This is a genomic window from Ensifer sp. Root278 (genome assembly GCF_001429285.1).
Lineage (GTDB): Bacteria > Pseudomonadota > Alphaproteobacteria > Rhizobiales > Rhizobiaceae > Ensifer.
Map to the genome: position 1 here is coordinate 460,677 of NZ_LMJJ01000040.1, position 15,782 is coordinate 476,458.

Sequence of the window (15,782 nt, forward strand, 5' to 3'; positions counted from 1 at the left end):
TACCGCCTATGAACAAGCTGACCGGGGAAGTGAAGGGCAAGCGCGTGGCGATCGTCTGCGGCGTTCCGATGGACATGGAGAACTGCCCCGTGCGCGACGTCATGGACAATATCGGCGGCAAGTGGAACTCGCTGATGATCCTGTCGCTGGCCGACGGTCCCTTGCGTTTCTCGCAGCTTCGCCGGCTGATCCCCGACATTTCCCAGCGCATGCTGACCCAGACGCTGCGCGACCTGCAGCGCGACGGCTACATTCACCGCACCGTCTTTCCGACCCAGCCGCCGAGCGTGGAATATGCGCTGACCGATCTCGGCCGCTCGCTGCTTGGCCTGCTCAAGCATTTCGTCGACTGGTCACTGGAAAACCACGGAGCGATCCGCGCGGCACGCGAGGTGTACGACGCGGAGGCGTAGTGCGTTTCCCTGCCGGTGCGAAATTCGCCGTGGGGGCCAATTCATTGGTGCATGCGGCGCTTTCTCTCTCGTTCCGGGCTTTCGCTAGCGAAGTTTGCCCCTCACCCTAACCCTCTCCCCGCGGGCGGGGAGAGGGGACGTGGACGATGGCCGCCTTCCAACCAGGACTGCTGTCAGAGCATGCCGCAGTGGTGTGAAGCGAGCGGGTGCCGCGAGTCTCCTTCGCCCCGCTTGCGGGGAGAAGGTGGCCGGCAGGCCGGATGAGGGGCGGTTGCGAGGCGCGACCTCGTGTCCCGTCGTGCAGACTTGCCCTAGCGCCTTGATTTTCCCTATAGTTTCGTCGACTTCCACGTCACCTCGGGGACCCATGAAGACACTTGATATCGGCATTGCGGGCGCTGGCCCGGCGGGGCTCGCGGCGGCGCTGATGTTGTCGCGGCAGGGGCATCGGGTGGAAATCCTCGAACGCTTCGACGTGGCCTCGCCGGTCGGTTCCGGCCTGATGCTGCAGCCGACGGGACTGACGGTGCTGAACGCGCTCGATCTGCTGCCGTCCATGCTTGCCCTCGGCAGCCGGATCGACCGACTCTATGGCGCCGACGCAAAATCCGGCCGCACTGTTCTCGACGTGCGCTACGACGCAATTGCCGGTGGCCGCTTCGGGCTGGCGGTGCAGCGGGCGGCGCTTTTCAACACGCTGCATGATGCCGTGATCGCCGCCGGTTTGCCGGTTCGCACCGGCGTCACGCTCGCTGATGTTCGAATGGCCGGTGGCAAGGCCGTGCTTCTGGATGCAGAGCGGCGGGAGACGGGCGCCTATGATCTGGTGATCGACGCGAGCGGTGCGGGCTCGACGCTATCGGCCGGCTCCGCTGTCGCGCCCAAAGTGCGCGAGCTCACCTATGGTGCCTTCTGGGCTACGCTCGACAGCGACGGGCTCGTCCATGATCCCCACGCCCTGGTGCAGCGCTACGACCGGGCGCGGGTGATGATCGGTATCCTGCCGGCGGGCAGGGCGCAGGTCGGCGAGAAGGAGCGTGTCGCCTTCTTCTGGAGCCTGAGGGTCGCGGATGCGGACAGGGTACGGGAGGCTGGGCTCGACCGATGGAAGGCGCGTATCCTCGACTACTGGCCGGATTGTGCGCCCTTGCTCGATCAGGTCGCCGACTGGGAGCAACTGACGCTGGCGCGCTATGCGCATCGCACCATGCGCCCGCTCGCCTCCGGCCGTATCGCCTTCCTCGGCGACAGTGCACATTCGACGAGCCCGCAGCTCGGGCAGGGGGCGAACATGGCGCTTCTCGACGTGGCGGCGCTGGCGCATGCGCTGGAGACCACGCCGGATCTTAATTGCGCCCTTGCCACCTATGCTGCCGCGCGGCGCAATCATGTCGCGCTGTTCCAGCTTCTGTCGCTGGCCTTTACGCCGTTCTACCAGTCGGACTCGGCACTTCTCGCCTGGCTGCGCGACCGGCTGGTCGCGACGATCGCCCGCACGCCGCCGATGCAGGCGCTGCTCGCCTCGATCGTCTCGGGCACGCTGATCGATCCCTTCGCGCCGGCCGGGCTTGCCGAATGCGATTGGCAGGCGTTCGGCGCGCGCCCGGACGGCCTGCTGCGATCCGCCTCGGACGCGATTTCCGCCTGAGCAGTCGACGAATCCTGTATCGAGGGCAACGGGATGGCGGATGGAGGGATGGAGAAATTGCGATGACCGAAAGCGTGGCGGCCATACTGGTGCATGTTCCCGACACGGAAGCGGGGCTCGCCTGGTATCAGCGTGCTTTCCCAACGGCACAACGCCGGTGGCTTCAGGCGTTCGACTTCGCCTATCTCAAGGTCGGCACGGTGGATCTCGAAATCGTTCAGGCGGACGAGAAGGTGGCGAGTGGTGCCGCAGGTTCCGTCGTCTACTGGGCGGTCGAGGACTTCGACCGGGCGCTTGCCCATTTCGAAGCGCTCGGCGCACCTCTCTATCGTGGACCGATGGCGATCCAGGAGGGGCTCTGGATGTGCCAGGTGCGCGATCCCTGGGGCAATTGCATCGGCCTTCGCGGTCCGAGAACCGGATATAAGAGAGAGGAAGCCTGATGCCGGATAGTCCCGTCACCTGTGAAATCCGCTACCGGCTCGCGCAGGGCCGGATGACGGAGTTCGATGCCTATGCCCAAACCTGGATGACGCTCATCGAGCGGCACGGCGGAACGCACCACGGCTATTTTGTCCCGCGCGAAAAGCCCGAGGGCATCGGCACGAGCTTTCCCGGCCTTGGTGAAGAGGGCGCTGGCGATGTCGCCATCGCGCTCTTTACCTTTCCGGACGAGGCGGCTTACCGCCGCTATCGCCGTGACGTTGCCAGCGATCCGGACGGCATCGCGGCCAATGCGCGTTACGCGGACGATCCGCCGTTCATCAGCTACGAGCGCATCTTCCTGCAGCCGCTTCCAAGAAAATGACTGGACGCACAGCGGAGGGCGGATTTCCCGCCCTGCGTTTGCACCCGTTTCTCGGTCCCGTTCAGGCAGCCCGTGCCAGCAACGCGCCCTCGAGCGCAAACTCGACGGCAGCGTCCGCGTGGATCGCGGTGGAATCGAAGCCCGGCAGCGGCAGGGCCCTGGGGTCGAGGGTCAGGCAGATCTCGGTGCAGCCGAGGATGACGGCGTCCGCGCCTTCCGCCTCGGCCTTGTCGATCAGGTCGATCAACGCCCTGCGGGAAGAGCGCAGCACCTTGCCGGCGCAGAGTTCGTCAAAGATGACGTTGTGGACGAGCGTCCGGCCATCCGCGTCCGGCACCATGATGTCGATGCCGTGGCTCCGCATGCGCTCTGCGTAGAAGCCGTGCTCCATGGTATAGCGGGTGGCGAGCAGCAGCGGCTTGCGGCTGCCGGCGGCCTTGAGGCGGAGCGCCGTCTCGTCGATGATGTTGATCAGCGGGATGTTCACCGCCGCCTGCACCGCGTCTGCGATCAGGTGCATGGTGTTGGTGCAGATCAGCACGCAATCGGCGCCGGCCGCTTCCAGGCCACGGGCGACATCGGCAAGCCGCTTGGCGGCATCATCCCAGCGGCCAGCCTTCTGCAGGTCGACGATCGACTGGAAGTCGACGGAATGCAGCAGCACCTCGGCCGAGTGCAGCGCGCCCAGGCGCTCGCGAACCGCCTCGTTGACCATGCGATAATAGACCACCGAGCTTTCGAAGCTCATACCGCCGATCAGACCAATCTTGCGCATCGCCATTCCTCTTTCCCTTTATGGCGCGCCGGGCACGCCGTTGTTCGATGGCCAGAACTATGCGGCCGAAGCCGCCGGAATGGTTCGCTTTGTTCGCGAGAGGAATGCCGTTCGGCGCGAAAAATTTGCGCATAGAGGTAAATTTGTGCAAATATATACGGCATTGAATCGCATTGGGTGGAGGGATCGGCGTGCTTGACGAGAGAGACAGGAAGCTGCTTGGGCTGTTGCAGCAGGATGCCAGCGTCGCGGTCGGCGAATTGGCAGAGCGGGTCAATCTTTCGCTTTCCGCCTGTTCGCGCCGCATCCAGCGGCTGGAGGAGGCGGGTTACATCGCCAGGCGGATCGTCGTGCTCGACCGCGAGCGCATGGGCGTGCCGACCACCGTCTTCGCGCTGATCAAGACGGCGCATCATTCGGACGAGTGGATCGAGACGTTCCGCCGCGCGATCAGCGATATCCCTGAAATCGTCGAGGCACATCGATTGACGGGAAACCATGACTATATCGTCAAGGTCGTGCTGCCGCGCGTCGAGCACTACGACGTGGTCTACAAGCAGATCGTGCGAAAGGTGGAGCTCTTCGACGTTTCCGCCTCGATCTCGATGGAAATCCTGAAGAGCGGCACGGCGGTGCCGGTCGATTATGCGGAGTAAGAATCAATGACGGATGAGGCAAACGAGGCGAGCACCGCGAACGAAGGCGACGTTGCCGATGCGCTTGTGGTCGTCGATGTCCAGCGCGCTTTCATCTCCGGGCCGGAGGCGGTGCCCGGCCATGTCGGCCTTCAGCGCGCCGTCGGGGTTCTGTTGCGGCAGGCTCGTGCGGCAGGCGTGCCGGTGATCTTCCTGCAGAATGACGGACCCGAGGGTGCCTCCGACGAGCCGGAGACCGACGGCTGGCAGCTCTTCTTTTCGGCGGAGGCGGAAGAGGCGGTGGTGCGCAAACTGAAGGACGACGGTTTCGATGGCACCGACCTTGAGGATCTGTTGCGGGAGCGAGAGATCGAAACGATCGCAATTTGCGGCATGCTCTCGGAGATGTGCCTGGCGGCGACGGCCCGCACGGCGATCGCCAAGGGCTTCACCGTGATCCTCGCCAACGACGCCCATGCCACCTATGACGTGCCGCCCGGTCCCGGCCGCTCGCCGATGGTGCCGGCGCGTCTGGCCGCGCGCGCGGCCGAATGGTCGCTCGGTGACGAGATCGTGCTGGTGGACGCGGCCGACGAGATCACCTTCGCGACAAGGCCTTGATCGCCGGCCGTTCTTGACTTTTTGCAAGGGTGACATGAGGTGGCTGCGCTTGTCCTTGCTGACCACAACCCCAATCTTGTGGCATGTCCAATAGAAGGCCGGCTGGGAGCCAGCTGGAAGCAAACATGCAGGACAGGCATCATGTGGTCGTCGTTGGCGGCGGGTTCGGCGGATTGCAGCTCGTCAAAGGGCTCGCCGGCGCGCCGGTTCGCATCACCCTCATCGACCGGCGTAACCACCATCTTTTCCAGCCCTTGCTCTATCAGGTGGCAACGACGCTGATCGCCACCTCGGAAATCGCCTGGCCGATCCGCAGCCTTTGGCGCGACCGGCCGGAGGTGACGACGCTGCTCGGCGAGGTGACGGATGTGGACGCGGCCGAAAAGGCGGTCGTTCTCAGGGACGGCAAGCGCATCGGCTACGATACGCTGGTGTTGGCGACCGGGGCGACGCATGCCTATTTCGGCCATGACGAATGGGAGCCCTTCGCCCCCGGCCTGAAGACGCTGGAGGACGCGACGACGATCCGCCGCCGCGTGCTGCTCGCCTTCGAGCGCGCCGAGCTGGAAGAGGATCCGGATGCCCGCGCAGCGCTCCTGACCTTCACCGTCATCGGTGCCGGCCCGACGGGCGTCGAGCTTGCCGGCATCATCGCCGAGATGGCGCATCGCACGCTTCCAGACGAATTTCGCCGCATCGATACGCGGCAAACGCGCGTGCTCCTGGTCGAGGCGGGTCCGCGCATTCTCGCTGCGTTCAGCGAGGATCTCTCGGCCTATGCGGTCAAGGAACTGGAGCGCCTCGGCGTCGAGGTTCGCACCGGCACGCCGGTGACATCCTGCACCGAAGAGGGCGTGATGATCGGCGCGGAATTCGTCGCCAGCCGCACGCTCGTCTGGGCTGCGGGCGTCCAGGCGTCACCCGCCGCCCGCTGGCTTGATATCGCCGCCGACCGCGCCGGTCGGGCGATCGTCGGCGCCGATCTGACTGCACCCGATCATCCCGATGTCTTCGTCATCGGCGACACGGCTTCGGTTACCTATGACGGCGGCAAGCCGGTGCCGGGCATTGCGCCCGCCGCCAAGCAGCAGGGCGCCTATGTGGCCGATGTCATCCGCGCGCGGCTTGCAGGCGACAATCCGCCCGCCGATTTCCGCTACCGCCACCAGGGCAGCCTCGCCACCATCGGCCGCCGCGCCGCGATCATCGATTTCGGCCGGTTCAAGCTGAAGGGCGCGCTTGCATGGTGGATCTGGGGCATCGCCCACATCTACTTCCTGATCGGCACGCGCAGCCGCTTCGCGGTCGCCTGGAGCTGGTTCTGGACCTATCTCAGCGGCCAGCACAGCGCCCGGCTGATCACCCAGAAGGAGACGTTGAAGGAGAAGGGCTGAGGGGTTCTTTGCCGCATGATTCCAGCCGACCGGAGGGCAAACATGCGGCAACTCCGAAAGGGCGACAGCGCTGCGCGTCGGCAAAGGCGTGCAGTGCTGCAGAATTGCACTTTCTGGATGGTGCTCTGATCTCTATGTTCCCGTCTCATTTCAGGGAGTCGGGGATCCAGATGACGAGACATCAGCGCTTGGGCTGCCTTTATGCCATGGCCTTCACGCTTGCCGGTTTCAGTGCTCCGGCTGCCGAAGCCGCGCCGTCCTGCCCCAAGATCAGCTACTCGGCGGAACGGGCCCGGCTGCAAAAGGTGCTCTCGGCGAATGCGTTCCCACGGGACGAAACCGCCTTCCTGCTGAGGGGTGTGGATCAACAGCTGAAGGAAATGCCCCAAATCCGCCTGAACGCACACGGCGCTGAATGCGGCATTCAGGCGGTACGTGCGCTCGTCCTGGGGTGCGTGAACAAAACACTCCCTGAGATGTTGGAGACGACGTCCAGGCCGAGCGCCAAATCCGGACAGGCCTATTGGGACAAAGCGAATGTTTCTCGTCGCGAAGCGGCCCTGATCGGGGTCACCCATGCGTGCCGCAGCGCGGCGATGGAAACATTCCTCTCAGGCTCGTGACGCGAGGGTGGGCCAAAGTGGCTACCTACTTCTCAACCTTCACGATCAGGATCATCGGGCGATCGACTTCTTCGGCAAGGGCAGGGATCTCCGCGATCTGCTCTTCCGTCGGGCGCCACTCCTCTACGTGGCGGATGGCAAAGCCCGTTGATATCAGCGTGTTGAGCGTCGTGCCTGTCGTGCGGTGGTGCTTGATCACGCCCTTTGCCAGCCAGTCGGTGGTGCGTGGTCCCTCGGCCGAATAGTGATCGACCGGCCAGGTGCGCTCGCCGTTCTCAAGCCGCCAGCCGGGATTGAGCGACGCCATATAGATCGGGTGCTCGACGGTGAAGACGAAGTGGGCGCCGGGCACGAGCGCCCGGTGGATGGTGGTGACGAGCCGGCCGAAATCCTCGACATAGTGGAAGGCGAGCGAGCTATAGGCGAAGTCGAAGCTCTCTTCGGGGAGGTCGAGCTGGTCGAGGTCGGCGATCCGGTAGTCGATCGCCGGATCGGACGTGTCGGCCCTGGCGCGGGCGATCATTTTTTCCGAGAGATCAAGTCCGAGCACCTGGGCCGCACCAGCCTCGCGGGCAAAACGCGAGAACCAGCCGAAGCCGCAACCGAGATCGACGACGCGTTTTCCCGACAAATCCGGCAATTGGGCGCGAATCGCCGGCCATTCGGCAGCACCTGCAAGGCCATGCACCGAGCGTCCGAGCTGGCTGTAGCCTTCGAAGAATTCCGGCTTGTCGTAAATGTTCTGGGCCATATCGGTCTCCTTCGGGGCAATGGGCAAGAGCGCGGTCGTCTGCCGCGCGCGATAGGGCGAGCGGGCATCGTTTGCCGTTACCTTGGGAACAGCATGCCGGCAAGGATCCTGCTCGAAACCTCCGGCATTTCAAAGTGCTAGCGCGTTGATCTGATAGGGCGCCGAGCGCCGCAAGGTCAAGTTGCGGCTGAGGTGCAAGGTTTTACTTGTGTTTTTTGGGGGTGTGTTAATGTACGATTCTCTTGGTCCAGTCCGTTTTGTGGAGGCGTAATGTCCGAGGCCATCCATCCCACTGCAATCCATCATTTGCCGGCATTCATCACGGCGCCGGGACAAAGCGACGTCCTGTTCAACGTCGTCGTCGTCTTCATGATCCTGGCGATCTTCGCCCTCGGCACCTTCTATCTCAGGCTGCATTCGCTGCCCGAAACCATGGCGCACAAGAGCCACAAGGTGCAATACGAGCTGGTGGCGGTGCTGGGGCTGATCTCGCTGCTCACGCACAACAACATCTTCTGGATCGCGGCGCTGATCCTGGCGCTGATCGACCTGCCGGATTTTTCGTCGCCGCTCTCGTCGATCTCCCGCTCTCTGGAGAGGATCGCCGGCAAGGTGGATGCATCAACTGAACCGGTGCCGCCCGAGCTCGAGCCGGTGGCGAGCCATCCGGCCGCACCTGCAGATCAGCCGTCGATGGAAGGGAAGGCCTGAGCCATGTTCGAATTCATGCTTTGCTCGATGCTGACGATCCTTCCTGACTATCTCTTCCGCCGCTATGTCCAGGGCAAAAGGTTCGGGCGGGAGATCACCATCTATTCGGTGTGGTTCGAACTGCGCTGGGGCATCACCGCCTGCATCATCCTGACGATCTCGCTGATCACGCTGATCTTCTACTTCCACCCGTCGACGAAGAATGTCACCGCGGCGTTCCGCACGGTCGCCATCCTGCCGGAAGCCGGCGGGCGCGTTTCGGAAATCTATGCGACGCGCTTCGAGAAGGTGAAGGCCGGCCAGCCGTTGTTCAAGCTCGACAGCTCCGAACAGGAAGCCGCCGCCGAGGTTGCCCGCCGCCAGATCGCCGAAGTGGAAGCGGAGCTCGCCGTCGCTCGCACCGAGCTGGTCGCCGCCGATGGCGCGATCGTGGAAGCCCAGGCGGCCGTGCAACAGGCTCAGGACGAGTACGACACCCAGGTCGAACTCAACAAGCTGAACCCCAACGTCGTCGCACGGCGCGAGATCGAGCGTCGGCAGGTCAACCTCGAAGGGCGCAAGGGCGCACTCACCGCTGTCCTTTCCAACAAGCAGACACTGGAGACCAAGCTCGTTTCACTGCTGCCTTCGCAAAAGGCGAGCGCCGAAGCGGCCCTGAAGGAGGCGGAGGTCGATATTAGCAAGACCACCGTGCGCGCCGGCGTGTCCGGCCGGGTGCAGCAGTTCGCACTCCGGGTCGGCGAGGTCGTCAATCCGCTTCTGCGGCCAGCGGGCGTTCTCGTCCCTGAAGATGCCGGCCGGGCGCAGCTGGTCGCTGGCTTCGGGCAGATCGAGGCGCAGGTGATGAAGGTCGGCATGATCGGCGAGGCCACCTGCATCGGCAAGCCCTTCACCATCATTCCCTTGGTCGTCACCGACGTGCAGGACGTGATCGCCTCCGGCCAGGTGAGGGCGAGCGACCAGCTGATCGACGTCGCCCAGATCTCGCAGCCCGGCACGCTCACCGTGGTCATGGAGCCGCTCTATCCCGGCGTGCTCGAGGACATTCCGCCCGGCAGCAGCTGCATCGCCAATGCCTATACCAACAGCCATGACGAGCTCGAGTCGCCCGATATCAGCACCGCCCGCTGGGCCTATCTGCACGTGGTCGACGCCGTGGGCCTCGTCCATGCGATGATCCTGCGCATGCAGGCCCTGATGCTGCCGGTGCAGACGCTGGTGCTCGGCGGGCATTGAGGGGGCGGTGTAGCCTCTGCAGTGCCCCTGCGGCAGTCAATATAAGGGCCCCGACCGGAACTGGTCGGGGCCCTTTCTCTTTGCCTGTTCCTCAAATGAACTGAGCCTCCGCGGGGAACGGAGGCTCAGGCGCGCAATAAAAACAAATAAAGCAACTGCACGGCAATAAAAACGCAACCATACTACTCTTCCGGGGATTGTATGTTTGCGGTGTGCAATTACAGGTGCAGTGTGACAAAAGCGGGGTCTGAAATCAATCAAATTTATGTGGCATTTGAGTAGTCAATTCGAGCTAGGCAGGGCCGCGCGGCGGCCTGCCCAAGCGGATTAGAAAGGCTTTGCCGGGGTTAGACGTCATTTTTGCGGCCCATGGCCAGGCTGATCGCTAGCTTTCGCCGCCATCCGCGGTGATCTCCACCGGCATCGTCCAGGGTTCCCAGATCGCATCGTGGCTGCCGCCTTCGCGTCGGTAAAAACGCTTGGCGGCGTCGTTGGTCGCAAGCACGGTCCAGTTGATGCGCGGCGCGCCGATCCTGGCGGCGTGGCGCTTCAAAGCTGCGATCAATGCGGCCCCTGCGCCCGAGGAACGTGCTGTTTCATCAACGAAAAGTTCCTTCAGCACCAGCGTCGGCTTCAGATCGTAGGTCCACGGGATGACATAGTGTACGGCGATGCCGACTGCACGACCGCCGAGATCCGCGACGAGCACGCCGAAGCGCGGGTTATCGCCAAGCCCGTGTTCGATGAGATCCGCTTCGGTCACGAAAAATTTGTCGATGTAACCTTCGAAGATTGCAAGGCCGCGCATCAGCTCCAGCACATCAGTCACGTCGTGGCGTTCGAAGGGGCGGACGGTGAGGGGTGATGCGTTCATCTCGACATCTCGTGCAAGGGGGGTACCCGTTAGGTGTGGGTTACTGAAGGCCGGCGGGGACGCCGGCCTTGCTGCAGATTCCTTGGATAGCAACCCATTTAGGGACAATTATCCAGCGGTTCGAAGTGCCGTAGCGATCTTGAACAAGGCGCACGCCGCAGTGGTGCGCGCTGACCGGCGCTCAGGCGGCGAGCAGGGCCTGCGCTTCACCCGGTGCTGCGCCGGTGGCGAAGGCGAAGCCTTCGTCTTCCCAGCCGGTGATGCCGCCGATCATGATCTTCACGGGGCGGCCGAGGCGGGCGAGCTTGAGGGCCGCCTGATCGGCGCCGTTGCAATGCGGGCCGGCGCAGTAGGCGACGAAGATGGTATCTTCAGGCCACTCGGCCATGCGCTCGGCACTGATCTCGCGGTGGGGCAGGTGGATCGCGCCCGGCACGTGGCGGCGGGCATAGGCAGCGTCCGAGCCGACCACATGCAAGAGCACGAAATCCTGCTCGCCGCTCTTCAGCGCATGGGCGACGTCGGCGCAATCGGTTTCGACGCTGAGGCGCCCGGCGAAATGGGCAATGGCAATCTCGGGGGAAGCAGCGGGGGTTTCGGTGACGTAGCTCATCGGGGCTCTCCTTGGCTCGGTGCGTGTTGACGAAGAGATATGTAGCAGCACCCGATGAGGGCTGGCAGTTGGCAACATTGCCATATATGCTCAAGATCATGCCAAAGTCGTTTTCCGCTACCCGATCGCTCCAAAATCCGCTCGTCGTGGCGCTCGCCTATGACGGGCTGTGCACCTTCGAGTTCGGCGTCGCCGTCGAGATGTTCGGCCTGCCACGGCCGGAAATGGGCGAGGACTGGTATCGCTTCGCCGTCGCCTCGGTCGATCCCGGCGAGCTGAGGGCAACCGGCGGCGTGCGCTTTGTGGCCGATGGCGGCATCGAGCTTCTGGCCGAGGCGGGCACGATCATCGTGCCCGGTTGGCGCGGCGCGGACCAGCCGGTGCCGGAGGCAGTCTGCCAGGCACTGCGGGATGCGCATCAGCGCGGCGCGCGCGTCCTTTCCATCTGTTCCGGCGTCTTCGTGCTGGCGGCGGCAGGCCTGCTTTCGGGCCGGAGGGCGACGACCCACTGGCGCTATACCGACAAGCTTGGGGCGTTTTATCCTGACATCGAGGTGGTGCCCGATGTGCTCTATGTCGATAGCGGGCAGGTGCTGACGTCTGCCGGCAGTGCCGCCGGCATCGACCTCTGCCTGCATCTGATCCGCCGCGATTTCGGCAGCGAGGCGGCCAACCGCGTGGCCCGCCGCCTGGTCGTGCCGCCGCACCGCGACGGCGGGCAGGCGCAGTTCATCGAGCGGGCGGTGCCTGATGTGCACGAGAGCGCCCGGCTCGGGCCCTTGCTCGACCGTATGCGCGAACGGCTGGGTGAAGACTTCTCGATCGCCGTGCTGGCAAAGGCGGCGGGCATGAGCGAGCGCACATTCCTTCGCCGCTTCGAGGCCGCGACCGGCACGACGCCGGCGCGCTGGCTCTTGACCGAGCGGCTTTCCCGCGCCCGGCAATTGCTGGAGGAAACCGCACTTGGCATGGAGCAGGTGGCCGAAGCCTCCGGCTTCGGCTCGACCCAGACGCTGCGACACCACTTCCGCCAGCAGCTTTCGACGACACCTGCCGCCTACCGCGCGGCGTTTGGGCGAATCTTAGCGGCTACGAACCTGGCTGCGGAATGACCTTGGCGGTATACGTTGCGTCGGCGTGCGCGCTCCTTGCGATCTCCGAAGTTGACAAAATAGGGACAAATGGTGTGACGAGCTCAAAGCCAAAGAGGGTCAGGCGCAAGGTCGGCGATATCCTGCGCATCGACCTGGGGTCTGGCCAGCACGCCTATGCGCAGGTTGCGAGCGAGCCGTTGATTGTCTTTTTCGACGGCGTGTTCACAAAAGACGTCGCAATCGAGGAAATTCCTACGCTGCCCGTCGTGTTTACGCTTGGTGTGTTCAGGTATGCAGTGACCAAGGGTGTATGGCCTGTAATCGCTTCGCAGCCGTTGACGCCAGAAAATGCGCAGGAGCCCTTCTTCTTCAGACAGGACATCATCAACGGCCGCCTCTTTCTCTATCATTCCACCTTCGCCGATCAGAATTTTGAGCGTCCTGCCTCCCTTGCTGAATGTACAGGCCTCGAATGCGTCGCGGTATGGGAACCGGAGCACGTCGTTGACCGGCTACGCGATCATGCAGCGGGGCGGCCGAACCGATGGGCCGAGGCGCTGAAAATCGACACGGCCCTCCTGACATCACCAAGCCGAGCTTAGCCGCTGGCCGCTACGCCTCCGACAGCGCAGGTTCGGTACCGTCCTTGCGAAAGAAGGACCGGAAGAACACGGCGTCCGGCGCCGAGGCGATGACCCGGGCGACGATGGCTGTTGCCGCAATGGCAAAGACGAGACGCCCGAAGAACACGCTGGTGAAATCCGCGCCCAGCGCGACGACCACCAATGTGTCTTCTATCAGGCTGTGGCCAAAGCCCATGAAGACGCAGGCGAGGAAGACCTGGCGCGGCTCGACCTTGGCTTCGCGGGCCTCGCGGATCAGCAGTGCACCACCGTAGGAGATACCGAGGAGCACGCCGACGGCGGCGAAGGGCACCGTTTGCGACTGGATGCCCGCAAGGCGGAAGAGTGGCGCCATGCCCCGGTTCAGCCAGCCGAGGATGCCGACGAGCTTCAGAATCTCGATCGTCCAACTCAAGGCGAGCAGCACCACGAGCATGGTGGCGAGCGTCTTCAGCGTGCTCAAGCCGAAGGCGAGCCAGCCGGAGCCCTCGTTGACCGGTATCCATGTGGGATTCAGCGGCGTGGTGAGCCATCCGGTTACCGCGAAGACTTGGTGTAGCAATGCCGCGAAGACGAGGCCGCCGCCAATCCTGAATGCTCCGGTGACGAGGAAGCTCGGCCCGGCCTTTTGGATGATGCGCTGCTCGATCGGGATGGCATGCGCCACCAGCATCAATGCCGAAAAGACGGTCATGTCGGCAGTCGTCAGCTCCGAGACCGGGACCAGCGCGAAGACGACGACGACCGCCCCCCAGATGCCGACAAGCAGGCCGGTCAGCCAGGCGAAGGCAAGCTCTGGCGGCAGGCCGACGAGTGTCATCAGCGGCTCGAAGGCGGGTGCGACCGCGCGGATGACGCCGAGTTCCTGCAGCACATGGGTAACGATCGTAACCGGCACGATGATGCGGACCAGGTCAAGGTAGACTTCGAGTGTGGCGAGCGTCTTGCGGTAGAAAATCATGTGAACGGCCATGACGGTGTCTCCTTGAATGTGTTGTCCAAGGACTAGCGCGAGGCCCTTCGCAGTTGTGGTCAAAATATGCACTTTCATGCAATAAAATTGCAAATGGCTACAACAGGGGGACGGAGATGGACAAGATCGACAGCAAGCTTCTGAGGCTGCTGCAGGAGGATGCGTCGCGCACCAATGCCGATCTCGCGGCTGAAGTCGGCCTGTCGCCGTCAAGCTGCCTGCGCCGCATAAGGCGCCTTCACCAGACCGGCGTCATCGACCGGATTGTCGCTGTCCTCAATCCGGCAAAGGCCGGGCGAACGATGAAGGCGATCATTACCGTGGAGCTCGAGCGTCACGGCGAACAATTCGTCCGCCGCTTCCTCGACATGGCCGCCAAGGAGCCGGCGGTGATCCAGGCCTATAGCGTCAGCGGCGAGACCGATGCGCTCTTGATGCTGCGACTGAAAGACATGGACGAGCTCGACGCGCTGACCGAGCGGCTTTTCAAGGAAGAGAGCAACGTTGCGCGCTATTACACGTCGTTCGTGATCCGCACCGGCAAGGAGACGACGGAGATTCCGCTGGGGTAGGGTCGCATCGGGACACTCGGTATCGCCGCGCGCTTGGTTCGCGCCGGGGCAACGTGCCCCGGCGCACAAGACTGTCGCGACCGTCACTTCACCGCAGCATTGCCGCCATCGGCAAAGAGCGCCGCACCGGAGACGAAGCTTGCCATCGGGCCGGAGAGGAAGAGGGCGGCCTGGGCAATTTCTTCCGGCTGGGCGATGCGCTTCATCGCGTGCAGGCCGGCGGCCCATTCCTTCTGCTCCTTGCTGCCGCCCGCCGGCGTATCGACTCCACCCGGGAGCAGGGCGTTGGCGCGGATGCCCTTTGCGCCATAGTCGGCGGTGATGCCCTTTACGAGGCCCATCAGTCCGGCCTTCGCTGCGCCATAGGCGGCCATGCCGGGAATGCCGACGCTGGTGCCGACGAAGGTGGAGGTGAAGACCAGCGATCCGCCATCACGCGCAAGCATCGCCGGGATCTGGTGGCGGGCGCCGAGAAAGGCGGAGGTGAGGTTGGTGGCAAGCGATTGCTGCCATTCCGAAGCGGTGATCTCGGCGACCGGCTTCATGACGTTGACGACGCCAGCATTGTTGACGGCGATGTCGAGACCGCCGAACTGTTTCAGCGCCGCCTCCACCAGCCGGATATGGGTGGCTTCGTCGGTAACGTCGCCGCTGACGGCGATCGCTTCGCCGCCATCCTCGCGGATCGCCTCGACAACGGCCGTAAGCTGCGCCTTGCCGCGGGCATTGGCGACGATCTTCGCACCCTCGGCGGCGAAGAGCTTGGCGACTGCGCGGCCGATGCCCGAGGAGGCACCGGTGACGATAACGATCTTGTCTTGCAGCATGGTCATGGACTTTCTCCTCTTTGGTTGAGGCGCCTTGACTAATGCTGGGAGGGGGGAGCGCCCACCCGATTTCCGCCCACTCAATTCGGAAGACGGTTGAGGGACGACGATTTTCAATCGGCGGGGCCGGTGGCATAGTCCGAGCCGACAAGAGGGGCAGGGAGGAACGGGATGCTGAGGACCTATCGGGGGAGCTGCCATTGCGGCGCGGTGCGCATCGAGGCGGACATGGACATCAGCGCCGGCACCGGGAAATGCAATTGCACGATCTGCGTGAAGATGCGGCTCTGGTCGGTGGTGGTGAAGCCCGAGGCTTTCCGCCTGATCGCCGGCGAAGAGGCGTTGACGGACTATCGCGGGCGCAACCCGGTCGCCCATCATTTCTTCTGCAGCCAGTGCGGCGTCAGGCCATTCGAGCGGATCGACGCGCCGAACATGACCGACGAGACCTACTACAACATCAACGTCGCCTGCCTCGATGGCGTCGATATCGACGAGTTAGTCTCAGCCCCCGTGACCTATTGCGATGGGCTCAACAACAACTGGGGTTCGATGCCGGCCGAGGTGCGGCATTTGTAGGGCTGGAATTGA

General features: G+C 63.8%; 20 protein-coding genes. 14 read left to right on the forward strand and 6 right to left on the reverse strand.

Annotated elements, in window-relative coordinates; genetic code table 11:
• Positions 1-8 precede the first annotated feature (8 nt).
• The 4 genes from ASE60_RS23980 (at position 9) to ASE60_RS23995 (ending at position 2,869) form a co-directional block, all read left to right on the forward strand.
• Positions 9-413 (forward strand): helix-turn-helix domain-containing protein, encoded by a 405-nt coding sequence (locus tag ASE60_RS23980; protein ID WP_057253658.1) that lies wholly within the window; start codon positions 9-11, stop codon positions 411-413.
• Positions 414-780: 367 nt separating this feature from the next.
• Positions 781-2,061, forward strand: coding sequence for an NAD(P)/FAD-dependent oxidoreductase (locus ASE60_RS23985; protein ID WP_057253660.1), 1,281 nt, complete (start codon positions 781-783; stop codon positions 2,059-2,061).
• Between the two features lie 62 nt (positions 2,062-2,123).
• Positions 2,124-2,504 carry a VOC family protein gene (locus tag ASE60_RS23990; RefSeq protein ID WP_057253662.1) on the forward strand — a complete coding sequence of 127 codons (381 nt, stop codon included), beginning with the start codon at positions 2,124-2,126 and terminating at the stop codon, positions 2,502-2,504.
• Positions 2,504-2,869 (forward strand): NIPSNAP family protein, encoded by a 366-nt coding sequence (locus tag ASE60_RS23995; protein WP_057253664.1) that lies wholly within the window; start codon positions 2,504-2,506, stop codon positions 2,867-2,869. The genes ASE60_RS23990 and ASE60_RS23995 overlap by 1 nt, the downstream gene beginning before the upstream one ends.
• A 61-nt stretch (positions 2,870-2,930) precedes the next feature.
• Here the strand turns inward: ASE60_RS23995 and ASE60_RS24000 are convergent, their stop codons facing one another.
• A complete protein-coding gene (locus tag ASE60_RS24000) occupies positions 2,931-3,650 on the reverse strand; it encodes an aspartate/glutamate racemase family protein (RefSeq protein WP_082616040.1) in 720 nt (239 codons plus the stop codon).
• Between the two features lie 185 nt (positions 3,651-3,835).
• On the opposite strand from ASE60_RS24000, the gene ASE60_RS24005 reads away from it, so the two are divergent.
• The 4 genes from ASE60_RS24005 (at position 3,836) to ASE60_RS24020 (ending at position 6,917) form a co-directional block, all read left to right on the forward strand.
• The gene (locus ASE60_RS24005; RefSeq protein WP_057253667.1) at positions 3,836-4,300 is read left to right on the forward strand and encodes an Lrp/AsnC family transcriptional regulator; all 465 of its coding nucleotides are present in this window, start codon (positions 3,836-3,838) and stop codon (positions 4,298-4,300) included.
• A gap of 6 nt (positions 4,301-4,306) precedes the next feature.
• Positions 4,307-4,900: an isochorismatase family protein gene (locus tag ASE60_RS24010; RefSeq protein ID WP_057253669.1), complete on the forward strand. Its 594-nt coding sequence runs from the start codon at positions 4,307-4,309 to the stop codon at positions 4,898-4,900.
• Positions 4,901-5,025: 125 nt separating this feature from the next.
• Positions 5,026-6,294, forward strand: coding sequence for an NAD(P)/FAD-dependent oxidoreductase (locus ASE60_RS24015; protein ID WP_057253670.1), 1,269 nt, complete (start codon positions 5,026-5,028; stop codon positions 6,292-6,294).
• A gap of 170 nt (positions 6,295-6,464) precedes the next feature.
• On the forward strand, positions 6,465-6,917 hold the full coding sequence (locus tag ASE60_RS24020) for a hypothetical protein (protein ID WP_156414710.1): 453 nt from the start codon (positions 6,465-6,467) through the stop codon (positions 6,915-6,917).
• A gap of 25 nt (positions 6,918-6,942) precedes the next feature.
• Here ASE60_RS24020 and ASE60_RS24025 read toward each other — a convergent pair whose 3' ends face one another.
• Positions 6,943-7,668, reverse strand: a complete 726-nt coding sequence (locus ASE60_RS24025) for a class I SAM-dependent methyltransferase (protein WP_057253674.1) — start codon at positions 7,666-7,668, stop codon at positions 6,943-6,945.
• A gap of 270 nt (positions 7,669-7,938) precedes the next feature.
• On the opposite strand from ASE60_RS24025, the gene ASE60_RS24030 reads away from it, so the two are divergent.
• A complete protein-coding gene (locus tag ASE60_RS24030) occupies positions 7,939-8,379 on the forward strand; it encodes a hypothetical protein (RefSeq protein ID WP_199536405.1) in 441 nt (146 codons plus the stop codon).
• A gap of 3 nt (positions 8,380-8,382) precedes the next feature.
• Entirely contained in the window at positions 8,383-9,615 is a 1,233-nt protein-coding gene (locus ASE60_RS24035; RefSeq protein ID WP_057253677.1) for a biotin/lipoyl-binding protein, read from the forward strand.
• Between the two features lie 385 nt (positions 9,616-10,000).
• Here ASE60_RS24035 and ASE60_RS24040 read toward each other — a convergent pair whose 3' ends face one another.
• The gene (locus ASE60_RS24040; protein WP_057253679.1) at positions 10,001-10,489 is read right to left on the reverse strand and encodes a GNAT family N-acetyltransferase; all 489 of its coding nucleotides are present in this window, start codon (positions 10,487-10,489) and stop codon (positions 10,001-10,003) included.
• Positions 10,490-10,670: 181 nt separating this feature from the next.
• Entirely contained in the window at positions 10,671-11,102 is a 432-nt protein-coding gene (locus ASE60_RS24045; protein WP_057253681.1) for a rhodanese-like domain-containing protein, read from the reverse strand.
• Positions 11,103-11,179: 77 nt separating this feature from the next.
• On the opposite strand from ASE60_RS24045, the gene ftrA reads away from it, so the two are divergent.
• Positions 11,180-12,214: a transcriptional regulator FtrA gene (gene ftrA, locus ASE60_RS24050; protein WP_200964210.1), complete on the forward strand. Its 1,035-nt coding sequence runs from the start codon at positions 11,180-11,182 to the stop codon at positions 12,212-12,214.
• Positions 12,215-12,216: 2 nt separating this feature from the next.
• Entirely contained in the window at positions 12,217-12,798 is a 582-nt protein-coding gene (locus ASE60_RS24055) for an immunity 26/phosphotriesterase HocA family protein (RefSeq protein WP_162261322.1), read from the forward strand.
• A gap of 10 nt (positions 12,799-12,808) precedes the next feature.
• On the opposite strand, the gene ASE60_RS24060 is transcribed toward ASE60_RS24055, so the two are convergent.
• Complete coding sequence (locus ASE60_RS24060; RefSeq protein WP_057253685.1) at positions 12,809-13,792, reverse strand: nucleoside recognition domain-containing protein; 984 nt, start codon at positions 13,790-13,792, stop codon at positions 12,809-12,811.
• Positions 13,793-13,908: 116 nt separating this feature from the next.
• Here ASE60_RS24060 and ASE60_RS24065 point away from each other — a divergent pair, with 116 nt between their 5' ends.
• A complete protein-coding gene (locus tag ASE60_RS24065; RefSeq protein WP_057253687.1) occupies positions 13,909-14,364 on the forward strand; it encodes an Lrp/AsnC family transcriptional regulator in 456 nt (151 codons plus the stop codon).
• A gap of 83 nt (positions 14,365-14,447) precedes the next feature.
• Here ASE60_RS24065 and ASE60_RS24070 read toward each other — a convergent pair whose 3' ends face one another.
• On the reverse strand, positions 14,448-15,197 hold the full coding sequence (locus ASE60_RS24070) for an SDR family oxidoreductase (RefSeq protein WP_057253689.1): 750 nt from the start codon (positions 15,195-15,197) through the stop codon (positions 14,448-14,450).
• A gap of 165 nt (positions 15,198-15,362) precedes the next feature.
• Here ASE60_RS24070 and ASE60_RS24075 point away from each other — a divergent pair, with 165 nt between their 5' ends.
• The gene (locus ASE60_RS24075; RefSeq protein ID WP_057253691.1) at positions 15,363-15,770 is read left to right on the forward strand and encodes a GFA family protein; all 408 of its coding nucleotides are present in this window, start codon (positions 15,363-15,365) and stop codon (positions 15,768-15,770) included.
• Positions 15,771-15,782 lie beyond the last annotated feature (12 nt).

Coding starts and splice junctions, on each gene's coding strand:
- ASE60_RS23980 (WP_057253658.1), top strand. CDS start 9: ATGAACAAGCTGACCGGGGAAGTGAAGGGCAAGCGCGTGGCGATCGTC.
- ASE60_RS23985 (WP_057253660.1), top strand. CDS start 781: ATGAAGACACTTGATATCGGCATTGCGGGCGCTGGCCCGGCGGGGCTC.
- ASE60_RS23990 (WP_057253662.1), top strand. CDS start 2,124: ATGACCGAAAGCGTGGCGGCCATACTGGTGCATGTTCCCGACACGGAA.
- ASE60_RS23995 (WP_057253664.1), top strand. CDS start 2,504: ATGCCGGATAGTCCCGTCACCTGTGAAATCCGCTACCGGCTCGCGCAG.
- ASE60_RS24000 (WP_082616040.1), bottom strand. CDS start 3,650: ATGGCGATGCGCAAGATTGGTCTGATCGGCGGTATGAGCTTCGAAAGC.
- ASE60_RS24010 (WP_057253669.1), top strand. CDS start 4,307: ATGACGGATGAGGCAAACGAGGCGAGCACCGCGAACGAAGGCGACGTT.
- ASE60_RS24015 (WP_057253670.1), top strand. CDS start 5,026: ATGCAGGACAGGCATCATGTGGTCGTCGTTGGCGGCGGGTTCGGCGGA.
- ASE60_RS24020 (WP_156414710.1), top strand. CDS start 6,465: ATGACGAGACATCAGCGCTTGGGCTGCCTTTATGCCATGGCCTTCACG.
- ASE60_RS24025 (WP_057253674.1), bottom strand. CDS start 7,668: ATGGCCCAGAACATTTACGACAAGCCGGAATTCTTCGAAGGCTACAGC.
- ASE60_RS24030 (WP_199536405.1), top strand. CDS start 7,939: ATGTCCGAGGCCATCCATCCCACTGCAATCCATCATTTGCCGGCATTC.
- ASE60_RS24035 (WP_057253677.1), top strand. CDS start 8,383: ATGTTCGAATTCATGCTTTGCTCGATGCTGACGATCCTTCCTGACTAT.
- ASE60_RS24040 (WP_057253679.1), bottom strand. CDS start 10,489: ATGAACGCATCACCCCTCACCGTCCGCCCCTTCGAACGCCACGACGTG.
- ASE60_RS24045 (WP_057253681.1), bottom strand. CDS start 11,102: ATGAGCTACGTCACCGAAACCCCCGCTGCTTCCCCCGAGATTGCCATT.
- ASE60_RS24060 (WP_057253685.1), bottom strand. CDS start 13,792: ATGGCCGTTCACATGATTTTCTACCGCAAGACGCTCGCCACACTCGAA.
- ASE60_RS24065 (WP_057253687.1), top strand. CDS start 13,909: ATGGACAAGATCGACAGCAAGCTTCTGAGGCTGCTGCAGGAGGATGCG.
- ASE60_RS24070 (WP_057253689.1), bottom strand. CDS start 15,197: ATGACCATGCTGCAAGACAAGATCGTTATCGTCACCGGTGCCTCCTCG.
- ASE60_RS24075 (WP_057253691.1), top strand. CDS start 15,363: ATGCTGAGGACCTATCGGGGGAGCTGCCATTGCGGCGCGGTGCGCATC.